General features: G+C 31.2%; 23 protein-coding genes. 15 read left to right on the top strand and 8 right to left on the bottom strand.

The window, feature by feature from the left end; all coding sequences use genetic code 11:
* The first annotated feature begins 9 nt into the window (after positions 1-9).
* The 8 genes from N1F78_RS14825 to N1F78_RS14790 all read left to right on the top strand — a co-directional run bounded on the left by N1F78_RS14825 (position 10) and on the right by N1F78_RS14790 (position 6405).
* Entirely contained in the window at positions 10-711 is a 702-nt protein-coding gene (locus N1F78_RS14825) for a hypothetical protein (RefSeq protein ID WP_406683952.1), read from the top strand.
* Between the two features lie 3 nt (positions 712-714).
* Positions 715-1302: an NUDIX domain-containing protein gene (locus N1F78_RS14820; protein ID WP_406683951.1), complete on the top strand. Its 588-nt coding sequence runs from the start codon at positions 715-717 to the stop codon at positions 1300-1302.
* 66 nt (positions 1303-1368) lie between these two features.
* The gene (locus tag N1F78_RS14815) at positions 1369-2604 is read left to right on the top strand and encodes a DUF6638 family protein (RefSeq protein WP_406683950.1); all 1236 of its coding nucleotides are present in this window, start codon (positions 1369-1371) and stop codon (positions 2602-2604) included.
* Positions 2605-2641: 37 nt separating this feature from the next.
* Positions 2642-3178 (top strand): hypothetical protein, encoded by a 537-nt coding sequence (locus N1F78_RS14810; protein ID WP_406683949.1) that lies wholly within the window; start codon positions 2642-2644, stop codon positions 3176-3178.
* Positions 3175-3363 (top strand): hypothetical protein, encoded by a 189-nt coding sequence (locus N1F78_RS14805; RefSeq protein WP_406683948.1) that lies wholly within the window; start codon positions 3175-3177, stop codon positions 3361-3363. Before N1F78_RS14810 ends, N1F78_RS14805 begins: the two co-directional genes overlap by 4 nt.
* A gap of 5 nt (positions 3364-3368) precedes the next feature.
* The gene (locus tag N1F78_RS14800) at positions 3369-5054 is read left to right on the top strand and encodes a hypothetical protein (protein WP_406683947.1); all 1686 of its coding nucleotides are present in this window, start codon (positions 3369-3371) and stop codon (positions 5052-5054) included.
* Complete coding sequence (locus N1F78_RS14795) at positions 5055-5327, top strand: hypothetical protein (RefSeq protein ID WP_406683946.1); 273 nt, start codon at positions 5055-5057, stop codon at positions 5325-5327. It begins immediately after the preceding gene.
* Between the two features lie 571 nt (positions 5328-5898).
* Entirely contained in the window at positions 5899-6405 is a 507-nt protein-coding gene (locus N1F78_RS14790; protein ID WP_406683945.1) for a hypothetical protein, read from the top strand.
* Here N1F78_RS14790 and N1F78_RS14785 read toward each other — a convergent pair.
* Complete coding sequence (locus tag N1F78_RS14785; RefSeq protein WP_406683944.1) at positions 6402-7412, bottom strand: formimidoylglutamase; 1011 nt, start codon at positions 7410-7412, stop codon at positions 6402-6404. The two genes, N1F78_RS14790 and N1F78_RS14785, sit on opposite strands and share 4 nt — an antisense overlap.
* Positions 7413-7519: 107 nt before the next feature.
* Between N1F78_RS14785 and N1F78_RS14780 the strand changes: the two genes are divergently transcribed.
* Both N1F78_RS14780 and N1F78_RS14775 read left to right on the top strand, forming a co-directional pair.
* Positions 7520-8404, top strand: a complete 885-nt coding sequence (locus N1F78_RS14780; protein WP_406683943.1) for a chromosome partitioning protein ParA — start codon at positions 7520-7522, stop codon at positions 8402-8404.
* A gap of 168 nt (positions 8405-8572) precedes the next feature.
* Positions 8573-9148, top strand: a complete 576-nt coding sequence (locus N1F78_RS14775; RefSeq protein WP_406683942.1) for a Crp/Fnr family transcriptional regulator — start codon at positions 8573-8575, stop codon at positions 9146-9148.
* Between the two features lie 157 nt (positions 9149-9305).
* On the opposite strand, the gene fumC is transcribed toward N1F78_RS14775, so the two are convergent.
* A complete protein-coding gene (fumC, locus tag N1F78_RS14770) occupies positions 9306-10703 on the bottom strand; it encodes a class II fumarate hydratase (RefSeq protein ID WP_406683941.1) in 1398 nt (465 codons plus the stop codon).
* A gap of 180 nt (positions 10704-10883) precedes the next feature.
* Between fumC and N1F78_RS14765 the strand changes: the two genes are divergently transcribed.
* On the top strand, positions 10884-11069 hold the full coding sequence (locus N1F78_RS14765) for a hypothetical protein (RefSeq protein ID WP_406685703.1): 186 nt from the start codon (positions 10884-10886) through the stop codon (positions 11067-11069).
* Between the two features lie 72 nt (positions 11070-11141).
* On the opposite strand, the gene N1F78_RS14760 is transcribed toward N1F78_RS14765, so the two are convergent.
* The 4 genes from N1F78_RS14760 to prfB all read right to left on the bottom strand — a co-directional run bounded on the left by N1F78_RS14760 (position 11142) and on the right by prfB (position 15879).
* A complete protein-coding gene (locus N1F78_RS14760; protein WP_406683940.1) occupies positions 11142-13646 on the bottom strand; it encodes a TonB-dependent receptor domain-containing protein in 2505 nt (834 codons plus the stop codon).
* Positions 13647-13805: 159 nt separating this feature from the next.
* Entirely contained in the window at positions 13806-14150 is a 345-nt protein-coding gene (arsC, locus tag N1F78_RS14755; protein ID WP_406683939.1) for an arsenate reductase (glutaredoxin), read from the bottom strand.
* Positions 14150-14767, bottom strand: a complete 618-nt coding sequence (locus N1F78_RS14750) for an HAD family hydrolase (RefSeq protein WP_406683938.1) — start codon at positions 14765-14767, stop codon at positions 14150-14152. Before N1F78_RS14750 ends, arsC begins: the two co-directional genes overlap by 1 nt.
* Before the next feature lies 1 nt (position 14768).
* Positions 14769-15879, bottom strand: a protein-coding gene (gene prfB, locus N1F78_RS14745; protein WP_406683937.1) for a peptide chain release factor 2 whose coding sequence is annotated in 2 segments (ribosomal slippage) — positions 14769-15815 and positions 15817-15879 — 1110 coding nt in all. Because the reading frame shifts where the segments join, the coding sequence is not laid out codon by codon here.
* Positions 15880-15972: 93 nt separating this feature from the next.
* Here prfB and N1F78_RS14740 point away from each other — a divergent pair.
* Complete coding sequence (locus N1F78_RS14740) at positions 15973-17004, top strand: threonine aldolase family protein (protein ID WP_406683936.1); 1032 nt, start codon at positions 15973-15975, stop codon at positions 17002-17004.
* A gap of 4 nt (positions 17005-17008) precedes the next feature.
* Here the strand turns inward: N1F78_RS14740 and N1F78_RS14735 are convergent, their stop codons facing one another.
* Entirely contained in the window at positions 17009-17332 is a 324-nt protein-coding gene (locus N1F78_RS14735; RefSeq protein WP_406685692.1) for a YbaB/EbfC family nucleoid-associated protein, read from the bottom strand.
* A 97-nt stretch (positions 17333-17429) separates the two neighbouring features.
* Between N1F78_RS14735 and N1F78_RS14730 the strand changes: the two genes are divergently transcribed.
* From N1F78_RS14730 to N1F78_RS14720, 3 genes are all read left to right on the top strand, one after another.
* A complete protein-coding gene (locus tag N1F78_RS14730; protein ID WP_406683935.1) occupies positions 17430-19490 on the top strand; it encodes a S9 family peptidase in 2061 nt (686 codons plus the stop codon).
* Positions 19491-19567: 77 nt separating this feature from the next.
* Complete coding sequence (locus N1F78_RS14725) at positions 19568-20608, top strand: PLP-dependent cysteine synthase family protein (RefSeq protein WP_406683934.1); 1041 nt, start codon at positions 19568-19570, stop codon at positions 20606-20608.
* 244 nt (positions 20609-20852) lie between these two features.
* Positions 20853-22112, top strand: a complete 1260-nt coding sequence (locus tag N1F78_RS14720; RefSeq protein ID WP_406683933.1) for an aminotransferase class I/II-fold pyridoxal phosphate-dependent enzyme — start codon at positions 20853-20855, stop codon at positions 22110-22112.
* Positions 22113-22166: 54 nt separating this feature from the next.
* Here the strand turns inward: N1F78_RS14720 and N1F78_RS14715 are convergent, their stop codons facing one another.
* Entirely contained in the window at positions 22167-23288 is a 1122-nt protein-coding gene (locus tag N1F78_RS14715; protein ID WP_406683932.1) for a GTP cyclohydrolase, read from the bottom strand.
* Positions 23289-23301: the final 13 nt, after the last annotated feature.

Below are 23301 nucleotides of genomic sequence, written 5' to 3'. Positions count from 1 at the left end.
CATTTTATAATGCTTAAAAATAAGTTTATCAGGCTTTTAGTTATACTAAATGGTGTGATGCTACCTATGGTCATAGGGTTGATTATTTATGCTTTTGTTGATGATTTTTTAAAACAAAACCGCAAAAGTTCAAGTAATAATATTTATGAATCTGAATATGAAGCAGTAAAAGTTGATTACAAAATTGCAAATACTGGACCCATGCATCTTTTTAATTCAGATATTTGGTTTGTTTCTGTTTATAGGTATTATGATGAAGATCAATTCAGAGATTATGGGAATAGTGATTTTCCAGATGACATTGTTAATATTATTTTTTTAGATGAAGCTTTAAACGTAAAAAGAACTTTATTAGATGATGATTTTCTAATTATTAGTGTAGATGCTCCGAATAAATACTCTACAGATGTTCGTCAAGAAGGATTAAAGAACTTTATATTTTATTTGATAGTTGAAGAGGATACTAACTCAAATGGTATACTGGATAAACAGGATGTTAGCTGCTTGTACATGTCTACTTTGGATGGTAGTAATTTTAGAAAAATAGTTAATAAGGATGTCAGCGGATTTCGATTTGTTAGTGAAAGTGAAATAGCTTTAGCTTATAAAGAACAAGGAATAACTAAATATGGAGTTTATAATATTTCTGAGAATCATTTCAAAGAATCAAAAGTTTTAAATAGTGTTATTAAGAAATATAATTCAGATTAGATTATGACTGAGGAAATAGTCAAAAACATAAAAACTACCTTACTTTCAGATAACTATTATATTCTGAATAAAGTCAACTTTGACTATTTAATGAAAAGTGGTGAATGGGTTAATCAAATGCGAGAGGTATATGATAGAGGAGATGGTGCTGGTATTCTTTTGTATAACAAAGAAAAAAAGATGGTTATTTTAACTAAACAATTTAGAATGCCAACCTTTTTAAATGATAATGAAGATGGTTTTTTAGTTGAAATCGCAGCTGGTATGTTAGATAAAGATAACCCTGAAGCCTGTGTTATTCGTGAGACTGAAGAGGAAACAGGGTATCGTTTGAAAGAAGTTAAAAAGGTTTATGAAGCGTATTCTTCACCAGGTGTGATGACTGAAAAAATGCACTTTTTTGTTGGGGAATATACTGATGATATGAAAGCAAATGAGGGTGGTGGCTTAGATAGTGAACATGAAGATATAGAGGTTTTGGAAATTCCTTTTGAAAAGGCTGTAGATATGCTAAATAGTGGGGAAATATTTGATACCCGAACCATTGTCTTATTGCAATATGCGATAATTAATAAACTAGTAGAAGAATAAAAGGCATTAAGTATAAGGAATAAATAAACTTTTGCCTTTAAACTAATACCTTTTTACTTATAAAACATGCAAAAATTAATAGAAGCCAATTTATATAGAAGTGAATTAATTCCTGTTAGTGGGAAGCTGGTAGAACGTTATAATAAATGCTTGGTTAAACTTGGCTTTACACCCACAAAACTAAAAACTTTTTTAATTGATGGTATTGGCTGGAGTCCAGAAGTAGCTGAAGAAAAGGAGGATTTGCATTATTTGAATAATGGAGAAGCTAATCCTCATGGCATTATTATTACACCATTGCAAAAAGGTAAACCTGTATACTTGCCCTTTCATACTTTTGATAGAGAAATGATGAAGTATATCTTTAAGGTTTATGAAGCCAAAATCAAAGATATAACCAGAGATTCAGCTATTTGTATTGATTTTGACCAAAAAATAGACGCTTTTTATGAGCCGTTAGATGTGTTGAAATATGGTACTATTCATATTAATTTTCATTTAATGAATAATCTTTATCATCAACAGAATGAACAATTACAGTTGATAGAAAAGTTCAAACGCGATTATAATTTTATAGATGAAGATATTCAAACCGAATTATTGAATTCGGCAAAATCTTATGGAGATTTAAGAAATAGAGATTTAGAACTTCCTGCTATAGATTTTTCAGTAAGTTCCTTTTATACCAGAGCTTTTGGAGGAGTTTATGTTTTACGTGATTTTATTGCACCAATTGTGGTTTTTGAAGATGAAAAATGGCACAAAGAAGCCATAAAAGACACAAACCACGACGTTCTTATTTACCATATTCAACAAAAGGAATTAATAGTTAAGCTAAGGGAACATATTATCATTGAATATAACTTAGAAAAAGAAGTAAAGAGTGCACGTTATGACCGAATTAAGAAATATGAAATGGCCTTGCATTTAAAGAAAACCCAACACCCTATAAAAGAAATTTTAAGCAACCCCATTTTATATAAAAGTTATTTAAATAAATTGGATATTGATACGCGGAAAAAAGTGATGAGCGTTGAGCGTTATCTAGAAAAATTAGATAATAGTAATGAATTTAAAATTGTAGATATTGTTGACCCTAAGCTATTTGAGGCTTTACATAAACCACACTCATCTTTAGATGGAAAGCACCAAGACCTAATTTGGAAGTTGTTGGTAAATATTGCTCCTAAAGATATATTATACTGGTATTGGTATGATAAAGAGGATTTTTATAATAATTTCGAAGAATGGGATGATTCACTAAAAGAATGGGTTGTTGAAACAATAAGTAACAATATCTAAAAAATATAGACTAACTATATAAAGTAAATTAGAGACTATGGGACTAGATTTAGTAATTTTTATTGCAGCTATATTATTTGGGGTTTTTATTTACTGGAGAGAATCTCAAGGAAATAAATTATACAAATTTGTTAATAAGGTTTTCAATAGCAAAGAATTACAAATGAAACCAGATAATAAAAAGGGCTTTGTTTATAAACAGGCTTTTTTGCCTAGACTGGTTTATGTGGTTGGCTTCTATTTATTGATAGGTCTGATTGTTCAGTTTGTATCCCCATTTGAAATATTTACTAGTTATAATGGCATTTCTGCTTTTTCTTCAATTTCTGTAGGGACTTTAATAGGAACTTATTTAGCAAATTTCGTTTTAAAGTCTGGTAAAGTCATTGAAGAAAAAAGTGATTCTTTAGGTGGTATTGTTCAAGATACACTTGAAAAAGGGAAAGATATTATAGAAGAGATCAAAGCCAAAGATGATGAAGTAAAACCTGAGGAAGAAATAAAAGAAGATGCTTCTCAAAAAGAAGGGAAAAGCGCCAGAGAACGCTTAAAAGACAAAGGTTACTTGAAATGATATCAAATAAAGTTAGATATCTACTTATTGTAATTTTTGGAATACTCATTATCATAGAGTTTATTTTTATGGATTATGATAATTTTTGGAGTTGGGACAATTGGTTAAGAATATTAGCTCCAGTTTTAATGATAATAGCTATGGTGTCTAGTATAAAACATGTTAATAAACACGGAGAGAATTAATAATTATGATAAAATCTTATTGGAACAAGGGCTCAAAACAAAAGCGAAATACCATTATTTTCGGATTAATTTTTCTCATTCTTTTATTTGTTTTAAGAGATGATTACCAACCTGCTTTATTGTTTGTTAGAAAATTCATTTTTGTCATTCTTTTATCTGGGTTAATCTTGGTTTTTGGTCTAAGAAAGTTTAGAAAAACAGCAAGTACCGGTGGAAGATTGGGAATCCTTGGAGTTTTATTAGTGTTTTATGGAATTTTATATGCTGTTGGTTGGCATTTTAAAATGTACGATTACATGAAAACTTATAATGTATTCAATAGTTTAAATAGAGTTGAAATTAATGAGTTACCCTTAACACAAAACGAACGTATTCAGCCACTGCGTAACATTTTTTCAATGGCTAACGAAAGTGTAGGAGAGACTAAAGATGTCTCATTACCACATTTAGTTAGGGTTGATAATGAGAATAAATGGACCATGGCTATTCAACCTACAGAGAAGTATGTTTGGCAAGGAATTACGGATAATACGGAAGAAGTGTTTTCTGTATCAAGTACAACCCCATTCCCTAGGTTTTCAAGTGAAAATAGAATTCCGGTTACCTTTTCAATTGGTGAATCTTTAAAGTTTAGTAGAAACACGTATAATGCTGTAGTACAACGCTTCAATATCTTGCAGCTGTTTACAATGGAGCCAAGTGATACTTATTATATGAAAGATGATTCAGGGCAATGGGTTCAGGTTGTGAGTTTAATAAAATGGAAAGGCTTTTTCTTTCCATATCCAACGTTTGGAGGTGTTATGGTTGTTGATAATGGAGAACATGATTTTGAGGACTATATAGAGCGTATTCTTATAGGAAAAGGCATATATGTAAGTGCTGATGAAATGGAAAATCACCCTTATTTAACACGTCAAAATACCCTAGCTGAAGAAGTATCTCGTTTACAAGCAGAATCTTTAAAGTTTTTAGGAGGCTTTAGTGACCCTTTACCTTGGAATATGGAAACAGCAGTTAAAATTCCTGATTTACCAGATGATCAGAATCAACAACCTTTTGTAACAGATTTTGACTTTTCAAATACTGATTCTGATGCTTATAGTGGTTTGTACCATTGGTTTGGATTAGAGCCAGTTGGTGATGAGCGCACCAGTTTAACTTTTAGTGTTTTTATTCCAGCTGATGGCTCAGATAAACTATATTATTATGACCATGCATCTAAAAAGCAAGGTTATGCAGGTGTTTCTGCTATGCCTTTAAAAGTTATTGAATCAAGAAAAGAGTTTGATTGGTCTGTAAACAAACCTGTAGAATTTAGACCTTATATAAAAGATATTGCCGGTAGAAAGCGCATGTTCTTTTTAGGAACAATTTCTGCCATTAGAGAGAATGAAGCAGAAAAGTTTGATGGTTCTGCTACACCTGATTTAGCGCTTGTTGATAGTGAATATAGAGATGTGGTTTGGATTGATGTAAAGCACCCAAGTCAATGGGATAAAACAGTTTATGAACAATTAAGTGAAGCTTGGAGATCTAGTGAAGGTATTGGGTATTATTATGTTGAAGAGAATAAGGATATTGATGTTATTGAGCAAACCATTGATTCAGCATTAATTAAAACTGAAAAAGAAATAAAAATTGAAAACCTTCAAAAGCAGATTGATTCTTTGAAAGCAGAAAACAATTAAATGTATTGGACAAGAAATCACTTTAAGGCTGTTTTACAAAGGCAGAAAGAAAGAATTGAAGCGGTTAATACAAGGTTTGACAAACGTAAAGACTTGTCTAAACATACAGGGGATAAACCAGAATTTGATTTTCCAGAGCTAAGCGCTATAGAACAAAAGAGATTAAAAGCTAGAATAAAATTAAAAATACAGAAAGATAATTTTAAAGATTATTTATTGTTTATAATTATTTTTTTAGTTCTTTTCATTGCATTTTATTTTTTTATGAATTAATGAAGTTCAAACTGCTATATATTGTTCATATAATTATACTTGTTATAGCGTGTTGTATCTATTTTATTGGAATTAGGAACTTTATTATTTTTCTTGATAGTGGTGGGTATGATTATTATGATTATCCTGGAATTATATCTTCTTTAAGCAGTTATGGGGCTCTACATGCCTCTTTTTTGATAACCTTCCCGTTGTTGGGTGTTTTTTTAAGAATAAGATTAGGATGGATATTTATATGTTCTTACTTATATCTTATGTTTTGCTTTATTTTTACAGATCATGATCTCGAAAGTTTAGAAGATTATTTAGTCTTTACAATACTTATTTTAGTTATTACTTCTTTGGTGTTAATAATGAATTTTAAGAAAAACAGTTTTAAATTTTATGGAGTTAAAGAAAAAAATCTATTAGGTTATAATTTAATTTCTTTTACAATAGGAAGTTCTTTATTTATCCTAATTTACCTTTCTAAGAACATTCATTGGTTGGTCTAATAGCTGTTTTAGAATCAACCTTTGATTTAAAATCGTAACATCTTTAAGTAAAATTAGACTTATAATTAAAGTCTGTTATGTTTGATTTACTCGAATTAGATTATGAAATAAGAAGAAAGCGAGATTCAAGAAATCTGAAAAGGAAACTTTATAAAAGCAAGAAGGTTCCACTATTTTTTAGGTTTTCAAAACAGTTTGGAGCTCTTAAATTATACGGTATACCTAAAAAGAATGATATTCTTATAGGCTTAATAACATTACTTTTAGTTTTAAGTTCAATATTAGTAGTATTTGGCCCTATTATTACAGACTTTATGGAGTATTCAAATGAACTTGCGGAGCAAAAAATAGCTTCCCGTAAATATAAAAATCAAACAGCATTTAACTTTCTAATGAATACCGGTAAGAAAAGGTTGGTTGATGGTAGAATAAATGAAGCTTATAAAGAGTTTAGGCTGGCATATGCTATTTATCCAGAAAATAAAGAAGTGAATACCTTAATTATAGAAACATTAAGTATTCTTTGTGAAAGGGAAGCAAAGTATTGTTTGGAACTCGATAAGTTTTTATCTATAAATATTTAAGCCTTAATAAAATCTGTTATTAAGTAAGCTATAAGTTTACCAATTTGATTTTTTGTTTTCTTCTTAGGTATTGCTTCACAAACATGTAAATACTTAGCATTTTCATGATGACCAAAATAGTTTATAAACCTTCTTGTTTTATTAACACTGAATCCGCTGGGTGTCATAGCGCTACTTGAAATATTTTCAATAGCGTCACAATCTATTTCAATACCAAAAGAATCTTTAGAAATATGCTTTAAAGCACGTTCCATTTCAGAATTAAATTTTAAATCTTTTCGTATTTCTAAACTCTCAAAAGTATTATATTTCACTGCTTTTACTTTATTAAGTGTAGTTAACGTTTTATCTGAAATATAGTTTTCATGTAAACCAAAAACAAAATATTTGCCCAGAAACCCTTCCGCGAAAGCGTAACTAAATCCATTACCACTATGGCGACCTTCTTCAGGCCTAAAATCAGAATGTGCATCAAAATTAACCGCATTTATTGGTGTGTTTAAAGCCAATGAAGTACCCTTAATATTACCATAAGCATTGTTATGGCCTCCACCAATAATAATAGGTTTTTTACCTGCAGCAATAATTTGATGCACTAAATGTGTTACGTACGTATCAATAGTTGCAACTAAATCCCTAACTTTTTTTAAATCCCGTTTTTTTGCAAGGTTTAAATTTGAAATTTCATCTATTTCTTTACTAAAATCTAAATGTCCCAGTATTAAAACTTCTTTTGCTTTGATGAATTTATTACTTTGAATATTTAATAAAGCTTTTAGAGTAGCTTCCCAAGCTCCAGCTGTTCCAACTTTTCCATGGTTAGCAAATACACCTAAGTCTTCTGGTATTCCAAAAATCACATAGGAAACATCTAAAACTTTTAGTTCCTCGTATATGTTAGAAATATTGGTTATTAATTTAACATGTTGCCCAAATTTAGATTCACCTAAACGTTTATTTATAAGCTTATTTTTGGTTGAATTGTTAAGTAAAATGACTTTGTTCATTAGGGTAGTTAATTTGAATAAAAATACATCAATATTTATATATAACATTAAAAAAATTAAAGTAAAAAAAGTAAGTAAACGAGAGTTTACGATTAAAACTAGTAATTATGGAAGGAAACAAAAACAGTAAGGGACTTAAAGTAGCGTTAGGAATTGCGGTAGCTTTATTTTTAGCAGTTGGATTTTATTCAATGAATCTTTATAGTACAAGTAAAGAGGTTCAAAATGAGCTGACTCAAGAAAAGCAATTGGTTATGAATGATTTAGATGCCATGGCTAAACAATATGATGAAGCTATTGGTGAAAATGAAGTAGCTAATAAAAGTTTAATTGAAGCAAGAGATAGAATTCAGGGTTTAATGGATTCTTTAAAAATTTCTGAAACTAATGTGAAAAGTTTATGGAGATACAAGAAAAAATACCTTTCGCTTCAAAAAGAAATGGATGTATTGCTAGCTCAAAACGATTCTTTAAGAGTAGAAAACTCTTATTTAGCAACATCTTTAGATAGTACGAGAGTGCAATTGGAAGAACGTACTTTATTTACTGATTCTTTATTAGTTCAAAATACAGCTTTGGCAGAGGTTGTAGAAAATGCATCTATATTAGGAACTGCTGAGCTAAAAGGTTTTGGTGTAATTGAAAGAACATCAGGTAAATTGATTCCTACTGATAGAGCAACTAGAGCAGATAAAATTAGAGTTTGTTTTATAGTTGCAAAGAATAATTTGGTTCAAGCGGGAGACCAAGAGTTATACGTGCAAGTAATTGATCCAAAAAACAATACTCTAGGCTTAAATGAACAAGTAATATTTGAGGATAAAACTTTAAACTACAGTATTATTAGTAAATTTAACTATGAAAATGCTAACTTAAATGTTTGTGAGTTTGTAGATGCCAGAGGACAAGAAAAATTTGAAAAAGGACGTTATGTGGTAAACGTTTTTAATGAAAAAGATTTAGTTTCAACTTCTGAATTTACATTGAAATAAATTATAAATAACACTTTATTTTAAGCCTCAAGAACTTCTTGAGGCTTTTTTTGTTTAAAATTTTACAGCTAAACAAGTTTATTTGCCAATTATAGAATAATTGGATAAACAAATTTTAAAGATATTATTTTGTCATGACCAATAATAACCCCTAACGCATATTAATTAATGCATCGCAATTTTGAATACCTAAGCAAATTTGTTAATATTTCCGAGGAAACTTTTCATGAGATTGTTAAAATAACACAATATAAAAAAGTCGATTCTGGAACACATCTCGTTAGGTTAGGAGAGATACCTACAAAAATATATATGTTAGTTTCTGGTGTTGTAAGATGTTATTTAACAACAGAGTCAGGAAAAGAGTTTAATAAAACATTTTATTTCCCAGTTGGTTTTTTTGCCTCCCTTACAGGTTTGGTAACAAATAAGCCATCAATGTTTGCTTTTGAGGCAATGACTGAATGTAAACTTTACGAAGTAGACTATAAAAGTTTTATGGAAATATGTAAAAAAAATCAAAAGCTAAACACTTTACATTCAAAGGTTTTAGAATTTGCTTATATGAGTTATGAGAAGAGACTTGTTGAGTTAATGTCTCTTAATGCTACGCAAAGGTACCTGGCATTAAAGGAAGAATTGCCTGAAGTAGATTCAATAATTCCTCAATATCACATTGCATCATACTTAGGGATTACTGCTGTACAATTAAGTAGAATTAGAAAAAAAATCGATTCAAATTAACATTTGTTAATCTCTGGTAAGTTCTTAAATAATATATTTGAATTGATTTCCTTTTGCAAATGTAAATTACAAAGGATTGATAGCTAACCAACCAAAAAAAAACAGGTAAAATTAATACCTGTTTTTTTTATACCTAATTCTAATTTATTTACACTACTTATTTTAAACTCCCAACCATGTCTTCTGGTTTAACCCAAGCATCATAATCTTTGGCAGTTACATAGCCTAAGTTAATGGCTTCTTCTTTTAGTGTAGTACCATTTTTATGAGCGGTATTGGCAATTTCGGCCGCCTTGTAATATCCTATTTTGGTGTTTAGAGCTGTTACTAACATTAATGAATTATTTAGTAACTCCTTTATAACTGCATGATTAGGCTCAATGCCAACAGCACAATTTAAATCAAAACTTACACAGGCATCACCAATTAATTGAGCAGATTGTAAAACGTTAGCGGCCATAACAGGTTTAAATACATTTAATTCATAATGACCCTGAGTACCACCTACGGAAACAGTAACATCATTTCCAATAACCTGTGCACAAACCATAGTCATGGCTTCACATTGAGTAGGGTTTACTTTTCCTGGCATAATAGAACTACCTGGTTCGTTGGCCGGAATAATAATTTCACCAATTCCGCTTCTTGGTCCAGAGGCCATCATTCTAATATCATTGGCAATTTTGTTTAAGGAAACAGCCAATTGTTTTAATGCTCCATGAGTTTCAACCATTGCATCATGAGCAGCCAAAGCTTCAAATTTATTTGGTGCAGTAACAAATGGTAATCCTGTAAATTCTGCAATAAACTCAGCTACTCTCTTGTCATACCCTTTAGGAGTATTCAAACCTGTACCTACAGCAGTCCCTCCCAATGCCAATTCACTTAAGTGAGGCAATGTGTTTTCTAACGCTTTAATTCCGTAATCTAGCTGAGCCACATACCCAGAAATTTCCTGACCCAAGGTTAACGGAGTAGCATCCATTAAATGTGTTCTACCAATTTTAACTACATCTTTAAAGGCTTTGGATTTTTCTTTTAAAGTATCTCTAAGTTGCCTAACTCCTGGAATGGTAGTTTCAACTATTTTCTTATATGAAGCAATATGCATTCCAGTAGGAAAGGTATCATTTGATGATTGAGACTTGTTTACATCATCATTAGGCTGAATAGTCTTTTCACCTTCACCTATTATTTTACCAGCTATTTGATGAGCTCTATTAGCAACTACTTCATTAACATTCATGTTACTTTGTGTGCCTGAACCTGTTTGCCAAATTACTAGAGGAAATTGATCATCATGTTTTCCTTCTAAAATTTCATCACAGACTTGAGCGATTAAATCTCTTTTTTCAATAGGTAAAACTCCTAAATCACAGTTAGTATAAGCTGCCGCTTTTTTTAAGTAAGCAAATCCATAAACTACTTCTAATGGCATTGATGCAGCTGGACCAATTTTAAAGTTATTTCTTGATCTTTCTGTTTGGGCTCCCCAAAGCTTATCGGCTGGGACTTTAACCTCGCCCATAGTATCCTTTTCAATTCTGAAACTCATTGTCTTAATTATTAATAATAATATACAAAGTTACTTTTTTTCAGTGTTACCCTCTATGAATTTTGCCAGTTTTTAGCGCATAAATATATGAATTGCGAATAGTGAAAAACTCTGTTAATAAAATTCAAAATCATATTGTATAACAAAGAGCTTTGCATTATCTTTGCAAAAGATTTTTAAATGATACTTACAGTTATGTTCGATTTTGATCAATATTTAGGATTTTTAGCATTTTTAACCATTTTAACAATCGGATTTTGGTTAATGATTTTTTTATTAACTTTTGTAATACCTTATTGGATTGGTGGTGCATTTATTGAAAGAATGAAAGAAATAAAAGAGGCTAAAAAAGCAAAACGTCAATAAACTATCATATTATAGAAAAATAAAAAAGGAAGCTATTATTAGCTTCCTTTTTTATTTTAAAAATATCCTTTTTTAACCTTCAAAACCACCAAAATCATCTCCATTGCCACCACTACCATTGCGCCTATCTTTTTTAGGTTCATGTTTTTGATTAAACCTGTGAGTATAAGATAGGTTAAAACTACGTTCTCTTCGCTGAAATTCGGCATCACTTTTAAAAGATTCTGTAGTAGATTCCATAACTCGTTTTCTGCTATTAAATAAGTCGCTTATTGAAAAAGCTAAAGAACCTTTGTTATTAAATACATCTTTGCTAAAAGCTAAGTCGGTTGAAAACATTCCCTTACGTAAGTTTTGAGCATCTTCACTTGGTCCCATATAAAAAAGCCTTGTTTGCCAATCAACGTCTCCAGGTAATGTATATTTATTATTTAACCGGATAAACCAACTTAAATTATCAGCATCATAACTAATCCCATTGTAATCTCCCTTGGTTTTAGAATCAAATAAATTAAAATTACCGTTTAAATTCCATTTTTTAGTAGGTCTATAGGTTAAAGTAAATTCAAAACCTATTCTATCATTGGTAGCTAAATTAATTGGAGTTCTTCTGATTACAGGGACTGCTGTTCCATTTACGTCTACTACATCACCGGTAGCTTCAGAAATAAATGTAAAGACATCAGTTGAATGACTATAATATATTGATGAGTTTAAGGTTAAATTTCCTAAACTATTAAGATAACCCAAATCTATTGAACTTGAATAGCTTGGGTTTATATCTGGGTTACCTTGAAAAAGGTTTGTGGCACTACTTCTTGATGGAAAAGGGTTTATGTACCTTGAACGGGGACGTCTAATTCTTCTGTTGTAGCCCAAGGTAAAACTTTGATCCTCAGAAATTTCATATGCTAAATTAATAGTTGGAAAAAATCGTGTATAAGTTTTTCGTTCAAAATCATTACTAGTTATTTGCTCAATGGTAATTCTAGTATCTTCCATCCGTAACCCTAAAAGAAATGAGAATTTCTCCCTTATTTTACTCCCAAACTGGGTGTAAGCCGCATTAACATATTCTCTATATATGAGGTTATTACTAACACCTGTATCTAAAACAAAAACACCATTTTCATTAAACTCGAGAGTATAATCCGTATTCAATTCATTAAAATTACCTCTATAACCTAATTCAAATTGGCTATGTTCTCCTATAGGCTTAACATAATCTGTTTGCAAAAGTATTTCATTTTGTTTTTCAATGGTAGCCACACTTTCCGTATCCTCACCGTTTTCATTAATTATTGCTTTTTCTGATTCTTTAGCATCTTCGTATTGAAAATCAAAAGTTAATTTATGCTCACTATTTCCATTAAATTGTTTGTCAAAATTAACTGAATACTGAATGGTTTTATCATCTTCTAATTCCGGTTCTATACGGTTGGAAGTATTTAATAGATTGTTGTTTAAATCAACTTCTGTTATTAAATTTCTAGCATTTGAAGTGTTATCACTGTCTCTATAAACTATTGATGTGGTTAAAGAGGTACTCTCATTAATATACCACTCTAATCCCGTATTTGTTGTAAAACCTTTTCTTTCTCTTTCAAAATTTCGTTTTTCATTTAAAAATGTATCTGGGTCATCAACATCAATCATCAAATCATCATCAAAAAATTCATTGTAGTATTGAGTTTTCGTTAGAGCGTTTCCCGGTGATTCCCTATAGCTATATCCCGAAGTGTTAAAAATATTTATATCACCAGTTCTATAATTTATATTTCCAGAAATACCTGCAGAAGTGGGGTAGCCTACATTTGTAGTAATAGCACCATTTAACCCTTGTAGTTTACTTCTTCTTAGGATAATATTTAATATTCCAGCAGTACCTTCGGCGTCATAACGTGCTGATGGAGAGGTGATAATTTCAACCTTTTCAATGGCCTCTGCTGGCAGTTGCCTTAAAGCATCAGTAGAGTTTAGACCTACTAACCCAGATGGTTTACCGTTAATTAAAATTCTAACATTATCGTTACCTCGTAAGGCTACATTACCTTCAACATCTACCGAAACAGAAGGAACATTATCTAAAACATCACTTACAGTACCACCTCTTACCGTTAAGTCTTTACCAACATTATATATTTTTTTGTCGAGTTTTAATTCAACAGTAGTTCGTTCGGCAATAATTTCTACTTCACCTAAAGACTCTACATCAATTTCTAATTCAAAAACACCTAAATTTTCTGCCTTCAATAACTTTTTGTCATAGAATTTTAGTGTTTTAAATGATATATATTCAATCGAAATATCATAAACCCCTTGTGGAACGGGTATGCTGAAATTACCTTCGATATCAGTTATGCCGCCAGTAATTATTTTTGCTTCTTTTTTACTGTAAAAAGAAATTGTGGCATATTCAAGTGGGTCTTTGGTTTCTTTATCAATAACTTTTCCTGTTATTGAAACTTCTTTTTCTACAGAAAAATCTGTTTTAGAGTTTTCTTTAGATTGAGGTTGTGCAGTTGCTGTAAATACGGACGTAATTACAATAAAATAGGTTGTTAGGAGTGTTTTCATTAAATAGCTTTAATGTAATAGACCGCAAAAGTAACCTAAGGTTTAGTGGGAAATGGTTAAAGTTCTGTTAATAGAATTTATAAATGTTAAAAAACTCATAATTACAAAAATAACGTCTATGAGGTATTATGAATTTGAGATAAGATAAAGCAATAAAGTTTACGAAATAATATCAAATATTTTTTCGGTAGGTCTTCCAATAACTGCTCTGTCACCATTTATAACAATTGGTCTTTCAATTAATTTAGGGTTTTCTATCATAGCAGTTATAATTTCAGATTCACTTAAATCCTTTCCTTTATAGTTTTGCTTCCAAATGGCTTCGTTTTTTCTAATAAGCTCAATAGGTTTTATTCCCAAAAGATTAATAATTTCTTGTAATTCTTCTTTTGAAGGAATATTTTCTAAATATTTTATAATTTCAAAATCTTTACCAGCTTCTTCTAAAGCTGCTAAACCTAAACGCGATTTGCTACAGCGATTGTTGTGATATATTTTAATCATTATAAATGGATATTGTGTGTTTTTAAATCTTCAATTAATTGTTCCGGATTATTAAACCTAATACCGTTAATTCCTAAGTTATTTGCTGCTTCAATATTTCTAGCGTTGTCGTCAATAAATATGGCGTTTTTAGCTTTTATATTGAACCTGTTTAAGGTTAAATGATAAATCTCATCAAAAGGTTTTCTTGTTTTTTCTTCTCCTGAAACTATAATGCCTTCAAACCAATGTAAAAACTCAAACTTATCTAAAGCAATAGGGAAGGTTTCGGCACTCCAATTGGTTAATGCAACTACTTTGTACTCTTTTGAATCTATCAGTTTTTTTAAAATATCAACGGTTCCAGAAATTTCGTCACCTAACATTTCTACCCATCTTCCGTAGAACATTCTAATTAGGCTTTCATGTTCAGGGAATAGAGCAACACGTTCTTCTGTGGCTTTGGCCATAGGGTATCCAGCATCTTGATTTTCATTCCAGTCACTGGTACAGATATTATCAAAAAACCATTGCATTTTTTCTCTGTCTCCTTTAAATTCATCTAAATAAACAAATTCTGGTTGCCAGTCTATTAAAACCCCTCCAAGGTCGAAAATAAAAGTATCTATTTTGCTCATATTATAATTGTTCCGTGTCTTCTTGTTTTTGCCCCATGGTCATTAAATAGGATTTTAAAAAGCTGTTTATTTCTCCATTCAGTACAGCGTCTACGTTACCTGTTTCATGTGATGTTCTTACGTCTTTCACTAATTTATAAGGGTGCAAAACGTAGTTTCTAATTTGGCTACCCCATTCAATTTTCATTTTACTAGCTTCAATATCATCTCTTTGAGCACGTTGTTTTTCAAGTTCAATCTCATATAATTGTGAACGTAACATTTGCATTGCCCTGTCTCTATTGTCATGCTGAGAACGTGTTTCAGAACATTGAATTTGAATACCTGTTGGTTTATGTAATAATTGAACTTTGGTTTCAACCTTATTTACATTTTGTCCTCCAGCACCACTAGATCTGGCTGTTGTAATTTCAATATCTGCCGGGTTAATTTCAATTTCAATAGAATCATCAACAAGGGGGTAAACATAAACCGAAGCAAAACTTGTGTGTCTTTTGGCATTGCTGTCAAAAGGAGAAATTCTTACCAATCTATGAACTCCATTTTCACCTTTTAACCAACCAAAGGCAAAGTCGCCCTCAATTTCTATTGTAACTGTTTTAATACCAGCTACATCCCCTTCTTGATAGTTTAATTCTTTTACTTTATAACCTCCTTTTTCAGCATACATTAAATACATTCGCATCAGCATACTTGCCCAATCACAGCTTTCTGTACCACCAGCACCTGCTGTAATTTGAAGTACTGCACTAAGGCTATCACCTTCCTCTGAAAGCATATTTTTAAATTCGGTATCTTCTAAAAAGGTAGAAGTTATATCGTACTGTTTTACAACATCCTCGGCTTCTGCATCACCCTCTTTATAAAATTCGTAAAGTACTTCTATATCTTCTATTTGAGATTTCAATGTGTTATAATCTTCCACCCATTTTTTTTTAACTCTGAGTGATTTCATTATAACTTCGGCTTTTTTAGGGTCATCCCAAAAGTTGGGGTCGAAGGTTTTTTCTTCTTCGTTTTGTATTTCAATAAGTTTTCTATCTACGTCAAAGATAGTGCCTAAGTTTGTCTAGGCGGATTTTAAGATCTTTAATTTGATCTGATGTTATCATAGAATAATTTGTTTTAAACAAAAATAGAATTAATAGTGATTTGCAAAAATAACTTCGGATATTTTTTTAGCTTTAAGCATTAATTTTTTCGAAATGAAAATAGACCTAAGAAGCGATACTGTTACAAAACCTTCTGCAAAAATGCTAGACGCTATGATGCGAGCCAAAGTTGGTGATGATGTCTTTGGAGAAGACCCTACAGTAAAAGAATTAGAGCAACGTGTTGCAGAAATGTTTGGAAAATCGAGGGCATTATTTTTTCCTAGTGGAACTATGGCAAACCAAACAGCTTTAAAGTTACATACTAACCAAGGTGAACAAGTTATTTGCGATAAATACGCGCATATTTACAATTACGAATCTGGAGGTGTAGCATTTAATAGCGGTGTTTCTTGTAAATTATTAGACGGTGAAAGAGGAATGTTTACCGCTAAACAAGTTGAGGAAGCTATAAATCCTTCTGATTATTGGTACGCACCATCAAGTGCAGTTGCTTTAGAAAACACTACCAATAAGGGCGGTGGGGCTTGTTGGGATTTTAATGAGTTAAATAAGATTAGAAAGGTTTGTGAAGTCAACAATTTGGGCTATCACTTAGACGGTGCAAGATTATGGAATGCATTGGTTGTCACAGGAGAAACTACAAAACAATATGGTGAAATTTTTGATACCATATCAGTTTGTTTAAGTAAAGGTTTGGGATGTCCAGTTGGGTCGGTGCTTGTTGGAGATGAAGACATCATGCAAAAGGCTATAAGAATAAGAAAAGTTTTTGGTGGCAATATGCGTCAGGCAGGCTATTTAGCTGCGGCAGGACTTTATGGTTTAGATAATAATATTGAGCGATTAGCTGAAGACCATCATAAAGCTAAAGAAATAGGGTATACTTTATCTCAACTTTCAATCGTTAAAACTGTTCAGCCAATTGAAACTAATATTGTGATTTTTGATTTGAATAACGGTGTAAATGAAAATGTTTTTATTCAAAAACTAAAAGAGAAAGACGTTCTTATTATTGGTATGGGAAGCAACAAGTTAAGAATGGTTACTCATTTAGGTTATACTAATAAAATGCACAAAAAATTGTTGCAAATTTTAAAAGAAACAGATTTCATTAACAAGTAACATACTACTTAAACATATCCATACCCGGAATATTAGGTAATCCTTCTTTTGCAGCTGAAGCTAATTCAGCTTCATTTATTTTAGTGGCTTTTTCAATTGCTCTGTTTAAAGTTAGCACCAAGTAATCCTCAAGCTGTTCCTTGTCTTCAAGTAATTCATCATTAATAGCAATAGATTTAATTTCTCTATTGGCGGTAATAGTTATGCTGATTTTTTTATCAGAACTATGCTCATCAATTAAAACAGTATTTAAACGTTTTTTTGTTTCCTCAACTTTTTTCTGGGTTTCTTTAAGTTTACCCATCATATTCATCATATCTCCAAACATTATCTTAAGTGTTTTTTGTAAATACAAAATTATTTAATTTTTATATTTTTGACCATTAATTTGAAGACTAAAATTTAAAGAATTAAATACATTTAAATTGGTAGATAAAATAGAAGCACCTGTTGCCCACAAAAAGCCTAAAGAGTTAAGTATTCACGATGATGTAAGAATTGATAACTATTATTGGTTGAATGATAGAGAAAATCCTGAGGTTATTAATTATTTAAAAGCTGAAAACAAATATACTAAACAGGTTATGAATCATACTGAGTCTTTTCAAAATGACCTGTTTGAAGAGATGAAATCTAGAATAAAGGAAGAAGATACATCGGTGCCCTATAAGTTAAATGGGTATTGGTATTTTACTAAGTTTGAAAAAGGAAAGGATTATCCTATTTATACTAGAAAAAAGGAATCCTTAGATGCAAAAGAAGAAGTGTTGTTTGATTGTAATGAGATGGCTAAAAATCATAATTATTTCAAATTAGGAGGTATAGCCATAAGTACTGATAATAAATTGGCAGCTTTTTCTACAGATATAGTTAGTAGGCGTCAATTTACTATTCAGGTTAAAAACTTAGAGACAGGTGAGATTTTAGATGATAAAATAATTAATACAACAGGTAGTATTACCTGGGCTAATGATAACGAAACTTTATTTTATGCTATGAAGGATAAGGTCACGCTGCGATCTCATAAAGTTTATAGACATAAATTAGGTTCTGAAATAAATGATGATGATTTGGTTTTTCATGAAAAAGATGAAGCATACCATACTTTTGTTTATAAATCTAAATCAAGAAAATACGTAATTATTGGGTCTTCAAGTACATTGTCAACAGAATATCGAGTACTAAAATCAGATAACCCTAGAGGTGAATTTAGATTGTTCCAGAAACGCCAATCAAACTTAGAATATAATATAGCTCACTATAATGGTTGCTTTTATGTTGTAACAAATGCCAATGGAGCTACTAACTTCAAATTATTGAAGACTAATGAGTATGAAACCTCTATTGATAATTGGGAAGAAGTTATTCCGCATCGAGAAGATGTTTTACTTGAAGATATTGAATTGTTTAAAGATTATTTGGTTGTTAATGAGCGTGAAAATGGATTAAATAGACTTAGAATTATTAGTTGGGATGGAAACGTAGATTATTATTTATCAATCCCTTCAGAAACCTATACCATTTATATAGGTAATAATCCAGATTTTAATAGTAATACTTTACGATATATATATAATTCATTAATAACACCTAACTCTGTAATTGATTATAATTTTGAAACTAAACAGCGTGAGGTGAAAAAAGAACAAGAGGTTTTAGGAGGTAAATTCAATAAAGACAATTACAAATCAACTCGTGTCTGGGCTACTGCAAGAGATGGTGTTAAAGTGCCAATTTCATTAGTTTATAGAAAAGGAGTAAAACTAAACGGTTCTAATCCATTGTTGCAATATGCTTATGGTTCATATGGCTCAACTACAGACCCTTCATTTTCAGCAATTAGATTAAGTTTATTAGATCGAGGATTTATATACGCTATTGCTCATATTAGAGGTAGCGAGTATTTAGGAAGAAATTGGTATGAATCAGGCAAGTTGTTGAGCAAGAAGAACACATTTACAGATTTTATTGATTGTTCCAAATTTTTGATAGAGGAAAAGTATACTTCAAATAAGCATTTATACGCATATGGAGGGTCTGCTGGTGGCTTACTTATGGGTGCTATAATAAATATGAATCCTGAACTTTATAACGGAATTTTGGCAGCTGTTCCTTTTGTTGATGTTGTTACTACTATGCTAGATGATACCATACCTTTAACTACTGGTGAATATGATGAATGGGGCAACCCTAACAAAAAAGAGTATTATGATTACATGAAATCATATTCACCTTATGACAATGTTGAAGATAAAAAATATCCTCATATGTTGGTTACAACTGGTTTACATGATTCACAAGTGCAGTATTGGGAACCTGCTAAATGGGTGGCTAAATTAAGGGAACTTAAAACAGATTCAAACAGGTTATTGTTATATACTGATATGGATTCTGGTCATGGCGGTGCCTCTGGAAGATTTGAGAGTTTAAAAGAAATTGCTCTTGAATATGTATTTTTGCTAGATTTAGAAGGTATTAGCGCATAATAAAAAAAAATATCTTATTTTTGTCAGGTTTTAAGTCACATTTTTATAATAGGTATGAGACTTATAAAATTCATTTAATGAAACAAGAAAATAAGGTTTATAATAGTTTATTAGATTTAATAGGCAATACACCGCTTGTTAAGCTAAACAAAATAACCTCAAAATTTAAAGGTGATTTTTTTGCGAAAATAGAATCCTTTAATCCAGGACAATCTTCAAAAGATAGAATTGCACTTCATATTATAGAACAAGCCGAAAAAAAAGGCATTTTAAGACCAGGAGATACTATTATTGAAACTACCTCAGGTAATACTGGGTTTAGTTTAGCAATGGTTAGTATTATAAAAGGATACAATTGCGTTTTAGCTGTTAGCTCCAAGTCATCACCTGATAAAATAGATATGCTTAAAACTATGGGGGCTAAGGTTTTTGTGTGTCCTGCTCATGTAAGTGCTGATGATCCTAGGTCTTATTACGAAGTTGCTAAACGTCTACATGCAGAACGAAAAGGTTCTGTATATATAAATCAGTACTTTAATCAACTTAATATTGATGCTCATTATCATACAACTGGTCCAGAAATATGGAATCAAACTGAAGGTAAATTAACCCATTTAGTGGCTTGTAGTGGTACGGGTGGAACAATATCTGGAACTGCTAAATACTTAAAAGAGCAAAATCCAAATATTAAAGTTATTGGAGTTGATGCATTTGGTTCGGTTATAAAAAAATATCACGAAACCAGAGAGTTTGACGAAAAGGAAATATACCCTTATAGAATAGAAGGTTTAGGGAAAAATTTAATTCCTGCTGCGACAGATTTTGATGTAATTGATGAATTTATAAAGGTTACTGATGAGGATAGTGCGCATACAGCTAGACAAATTGCAAAAACTGAAGGTATGTTTGTAGGGTATACCTCAGGGGCGGCAGTTCAAGCGTTAAAACAGTTAGATGAAGCGGGAGAATTTAAAAAAGGAGATAAGGTAATTGTCTTATTTCCAGATCATGGTTCTAGGTATATGAGTAAAGTTTACAGTGATAAATGGATGAATGATCAAGGCTTTTTCGATAGTATTCATGAAGAATCAGCAGAAAAAGTTCAATACATAAAATAGAAATACTGTTAATTAAAAGGAAGAGATTAGTTTTTGTTGATAACAAAATTTAATCTCTTTTTTTATTTTTAATAATTGACCACTAAAAATTATGTTCAAATCATTTAAATAATTAATTTTGCAGTACTAACTAAGGACTATCTTTTTAAGAATTCTGTCTAAATAATTCATTATTTGGCTAATTTATTAATGCACTTCCTTATTTAGTTTCATCTTAAATTTAATAGCGTAAGACTTGTAATAAATGAAAGATTTATTTGAAAAAATTTATAAAGATAAGGGGCCATTAGGAAAATGGGCATCTCAGGCAGAAGGTTATTTTGTATTTCCTAAATTAGAGGGGGAAATTTCAAATAGAATGAAATTTCAAGGAAAGGAAGTTATTACTTGGAGTATTAATGATTATTTAGGATTAGCAAATCATCCAGAGGTGAGAAAAGTTGATGCTGAAGCCGCTGCTCAGTATGGTTCTGCTTACCCTATGGGAGCTAGAATGATGTCTGGTCATACAGATTTGCATGAAAAGCTTCAAGATGAATTGGCTTCTTTTGTTAATAAAGAAGCGGCTTACCTTTTAAATTTTGGTTACCAAGGCATGGTGTCTACCATTGATGCTCTTGTAGCTAAAGATGATATTATTGTTTATGATGTTGATGCACATGCTTGTATTATTGATGGTGTTCGTTTACATATGGGTAAACGTTTTACGTATAAGCATAATGATGTTAAAAGTTTAGAAAAGAATTTAGAGCGTGCAACGAAAATGGCAGAACAAACAGGAGGAGGTATTTTAGTTATCTCTGAAGGTGTTTTTGGTATGAGAGGAGAGCAGGGGCGCTTAAAAGAAATTGCTGCATTAAAGAAAAAATTCAATTTCAGATTATTTGTTGATGATGCTCATGGTTTTGGTACCTTAGGAGCTACGGGAGCAGGAGCTGGTGAAGAGCAAGGGGTTCAAGATGATATAGATGTGTACTTTGCAACTTTTGCTAAATCTTTAGCTAGTACAGGTGCTTTTATTGCAGGTGATCAAGAAATAATAGATTATTTAAAGTATAATTTACGTTCTCAAATGTTTGCTAAATCACTACAAATGCAATTAGTAGTTGGTGCATTAAAGCGTTTAGAAATGCTTAAAACTATGCCTGAGCTTAAAAATAAGTTATGGGAAAATGTTAATGCTCTGCAAACTGGATTAAAAGAAAGAGGGTTTGACATTGGTACTACACAAAGCTGTGTGACACCAGTTTATTTAAAAGGTAGTATCCCTGAAGCTATGGCATTAGTAAAAGATTTACGTGAAAACTATGGAATCTTTTGTTCAATAGTGGTATACCCTGTTATTCCTAAAGGACTTATTTTATTGCGTTTAATACCAACTGCAACGCACACGTTGGATGATGTAAATGAAACTCTTGCTGCATTTGAAAGTATTAGAGAGAGACTTCAAAATGGCACTTATAAGCGTTTGTCTGCGGCAGTTATGGCTGCAATGGGTGAATAGGTTGTTCAGGAAATATAAAATTTAAAAGTCCGATTTTTTTATAATCGGACTTTTTTATACTAATTCTTTTCTGTAAGTCTTTCTTCGCCTATATACAATAGGATCAAAGTGTTTCCAGATTTTGTGAATAGCAACGTTGTCTTCTAACTCTGGTGTTCTATAACAAGTTTCTATGCCTTTTTCAGTGAAAGTGTTGTAATACTCATTAAAAATAACTGCATGAACCCCTTTGTTTTGATAATCTGGGTGAATTCCTATAAGATAAAAAATGACATCTTTACTGTTTTTTTTGGCCCTTAAAATATGCGAAAAACCAACTGGGAATAATTTGCCCTTTGCTTTTTGTAAAGCCTTTGCAAATCCAGGCATTACAATTGCAAACCCTACTAATTCATTGTCTTTGTCAATCACAAATTTAATATATTCTGGGTTTACAAAACTTATAAACTTTTTTTTGAAATACTCTTTTTGAATGTCAGTTATTTCAACAAATGAAGATAGAGAAGCATAACTTTTGTTAAACAAATCGAACATTTTGTCAACATATGGCATAACCTCCTCTGTTTTGGTGAATTTAAGTGCAGTAAGGCTGTAGCGTCTCTTAATAAGTTCTTGGGCCTTATAAAAGAATTCTGGTTTAACATTTTCAAAAGGGAATTTACTTTCGCAATAGGCCTTTTCTATATGGTAGTCTGCAGCTTCATAATGTTTAATATAATATGGATGATTATACCAAGTTATCATTGGAGTAATGGTATCATACCCTTCGGTTACAACTCCAACTTTATCTAAATTTGAAAATCCTACAGGTCCTTCAGTGTATTCCAGGTTATTAACCTTACCTATCTCTTCAACTTTATCCAGTAGCGTCTGGGAAACCTCTAAATCATCAATAAAATCAAACCAGCCAAACCTCATTTTTTTTTGGTCTTGATTTTTAACCTCCAACCAATTAATAATTGCGGCTATTCTACCAACTAATTCTTTTCCTTTGAATGCCAAAAACAAACGTGCTTCAGCATCTTTAAAGACGGGGTTTTCGTTTTTGTCAAACGTTTTTAACTCCTGGCTAATAATGGGTGGTGTCCAATATTTTGAGTCTTTATATAGTTTGAATGGGAATTTTACAAAAGCTTTTAACTCTTTTTTAGAGCTAACTTCTTTAAGTGTAATCATACTTAGTTTAATG

Origin of the sequence: Seonamhaeicola sp. MEBiC01930, assembly GCF_045277075.1 — a bacterium.
Classification (GTDB): Bacteria; Bacteroidota; Bacteroidia; order Flavobacteriales; family Flavobacteriaceae; genus Seonamhaeicola.
Note: the sequence above shows the minus strand (reverse complement) of the source record. Positions and strands in the feature narration are given on the sequence as shown.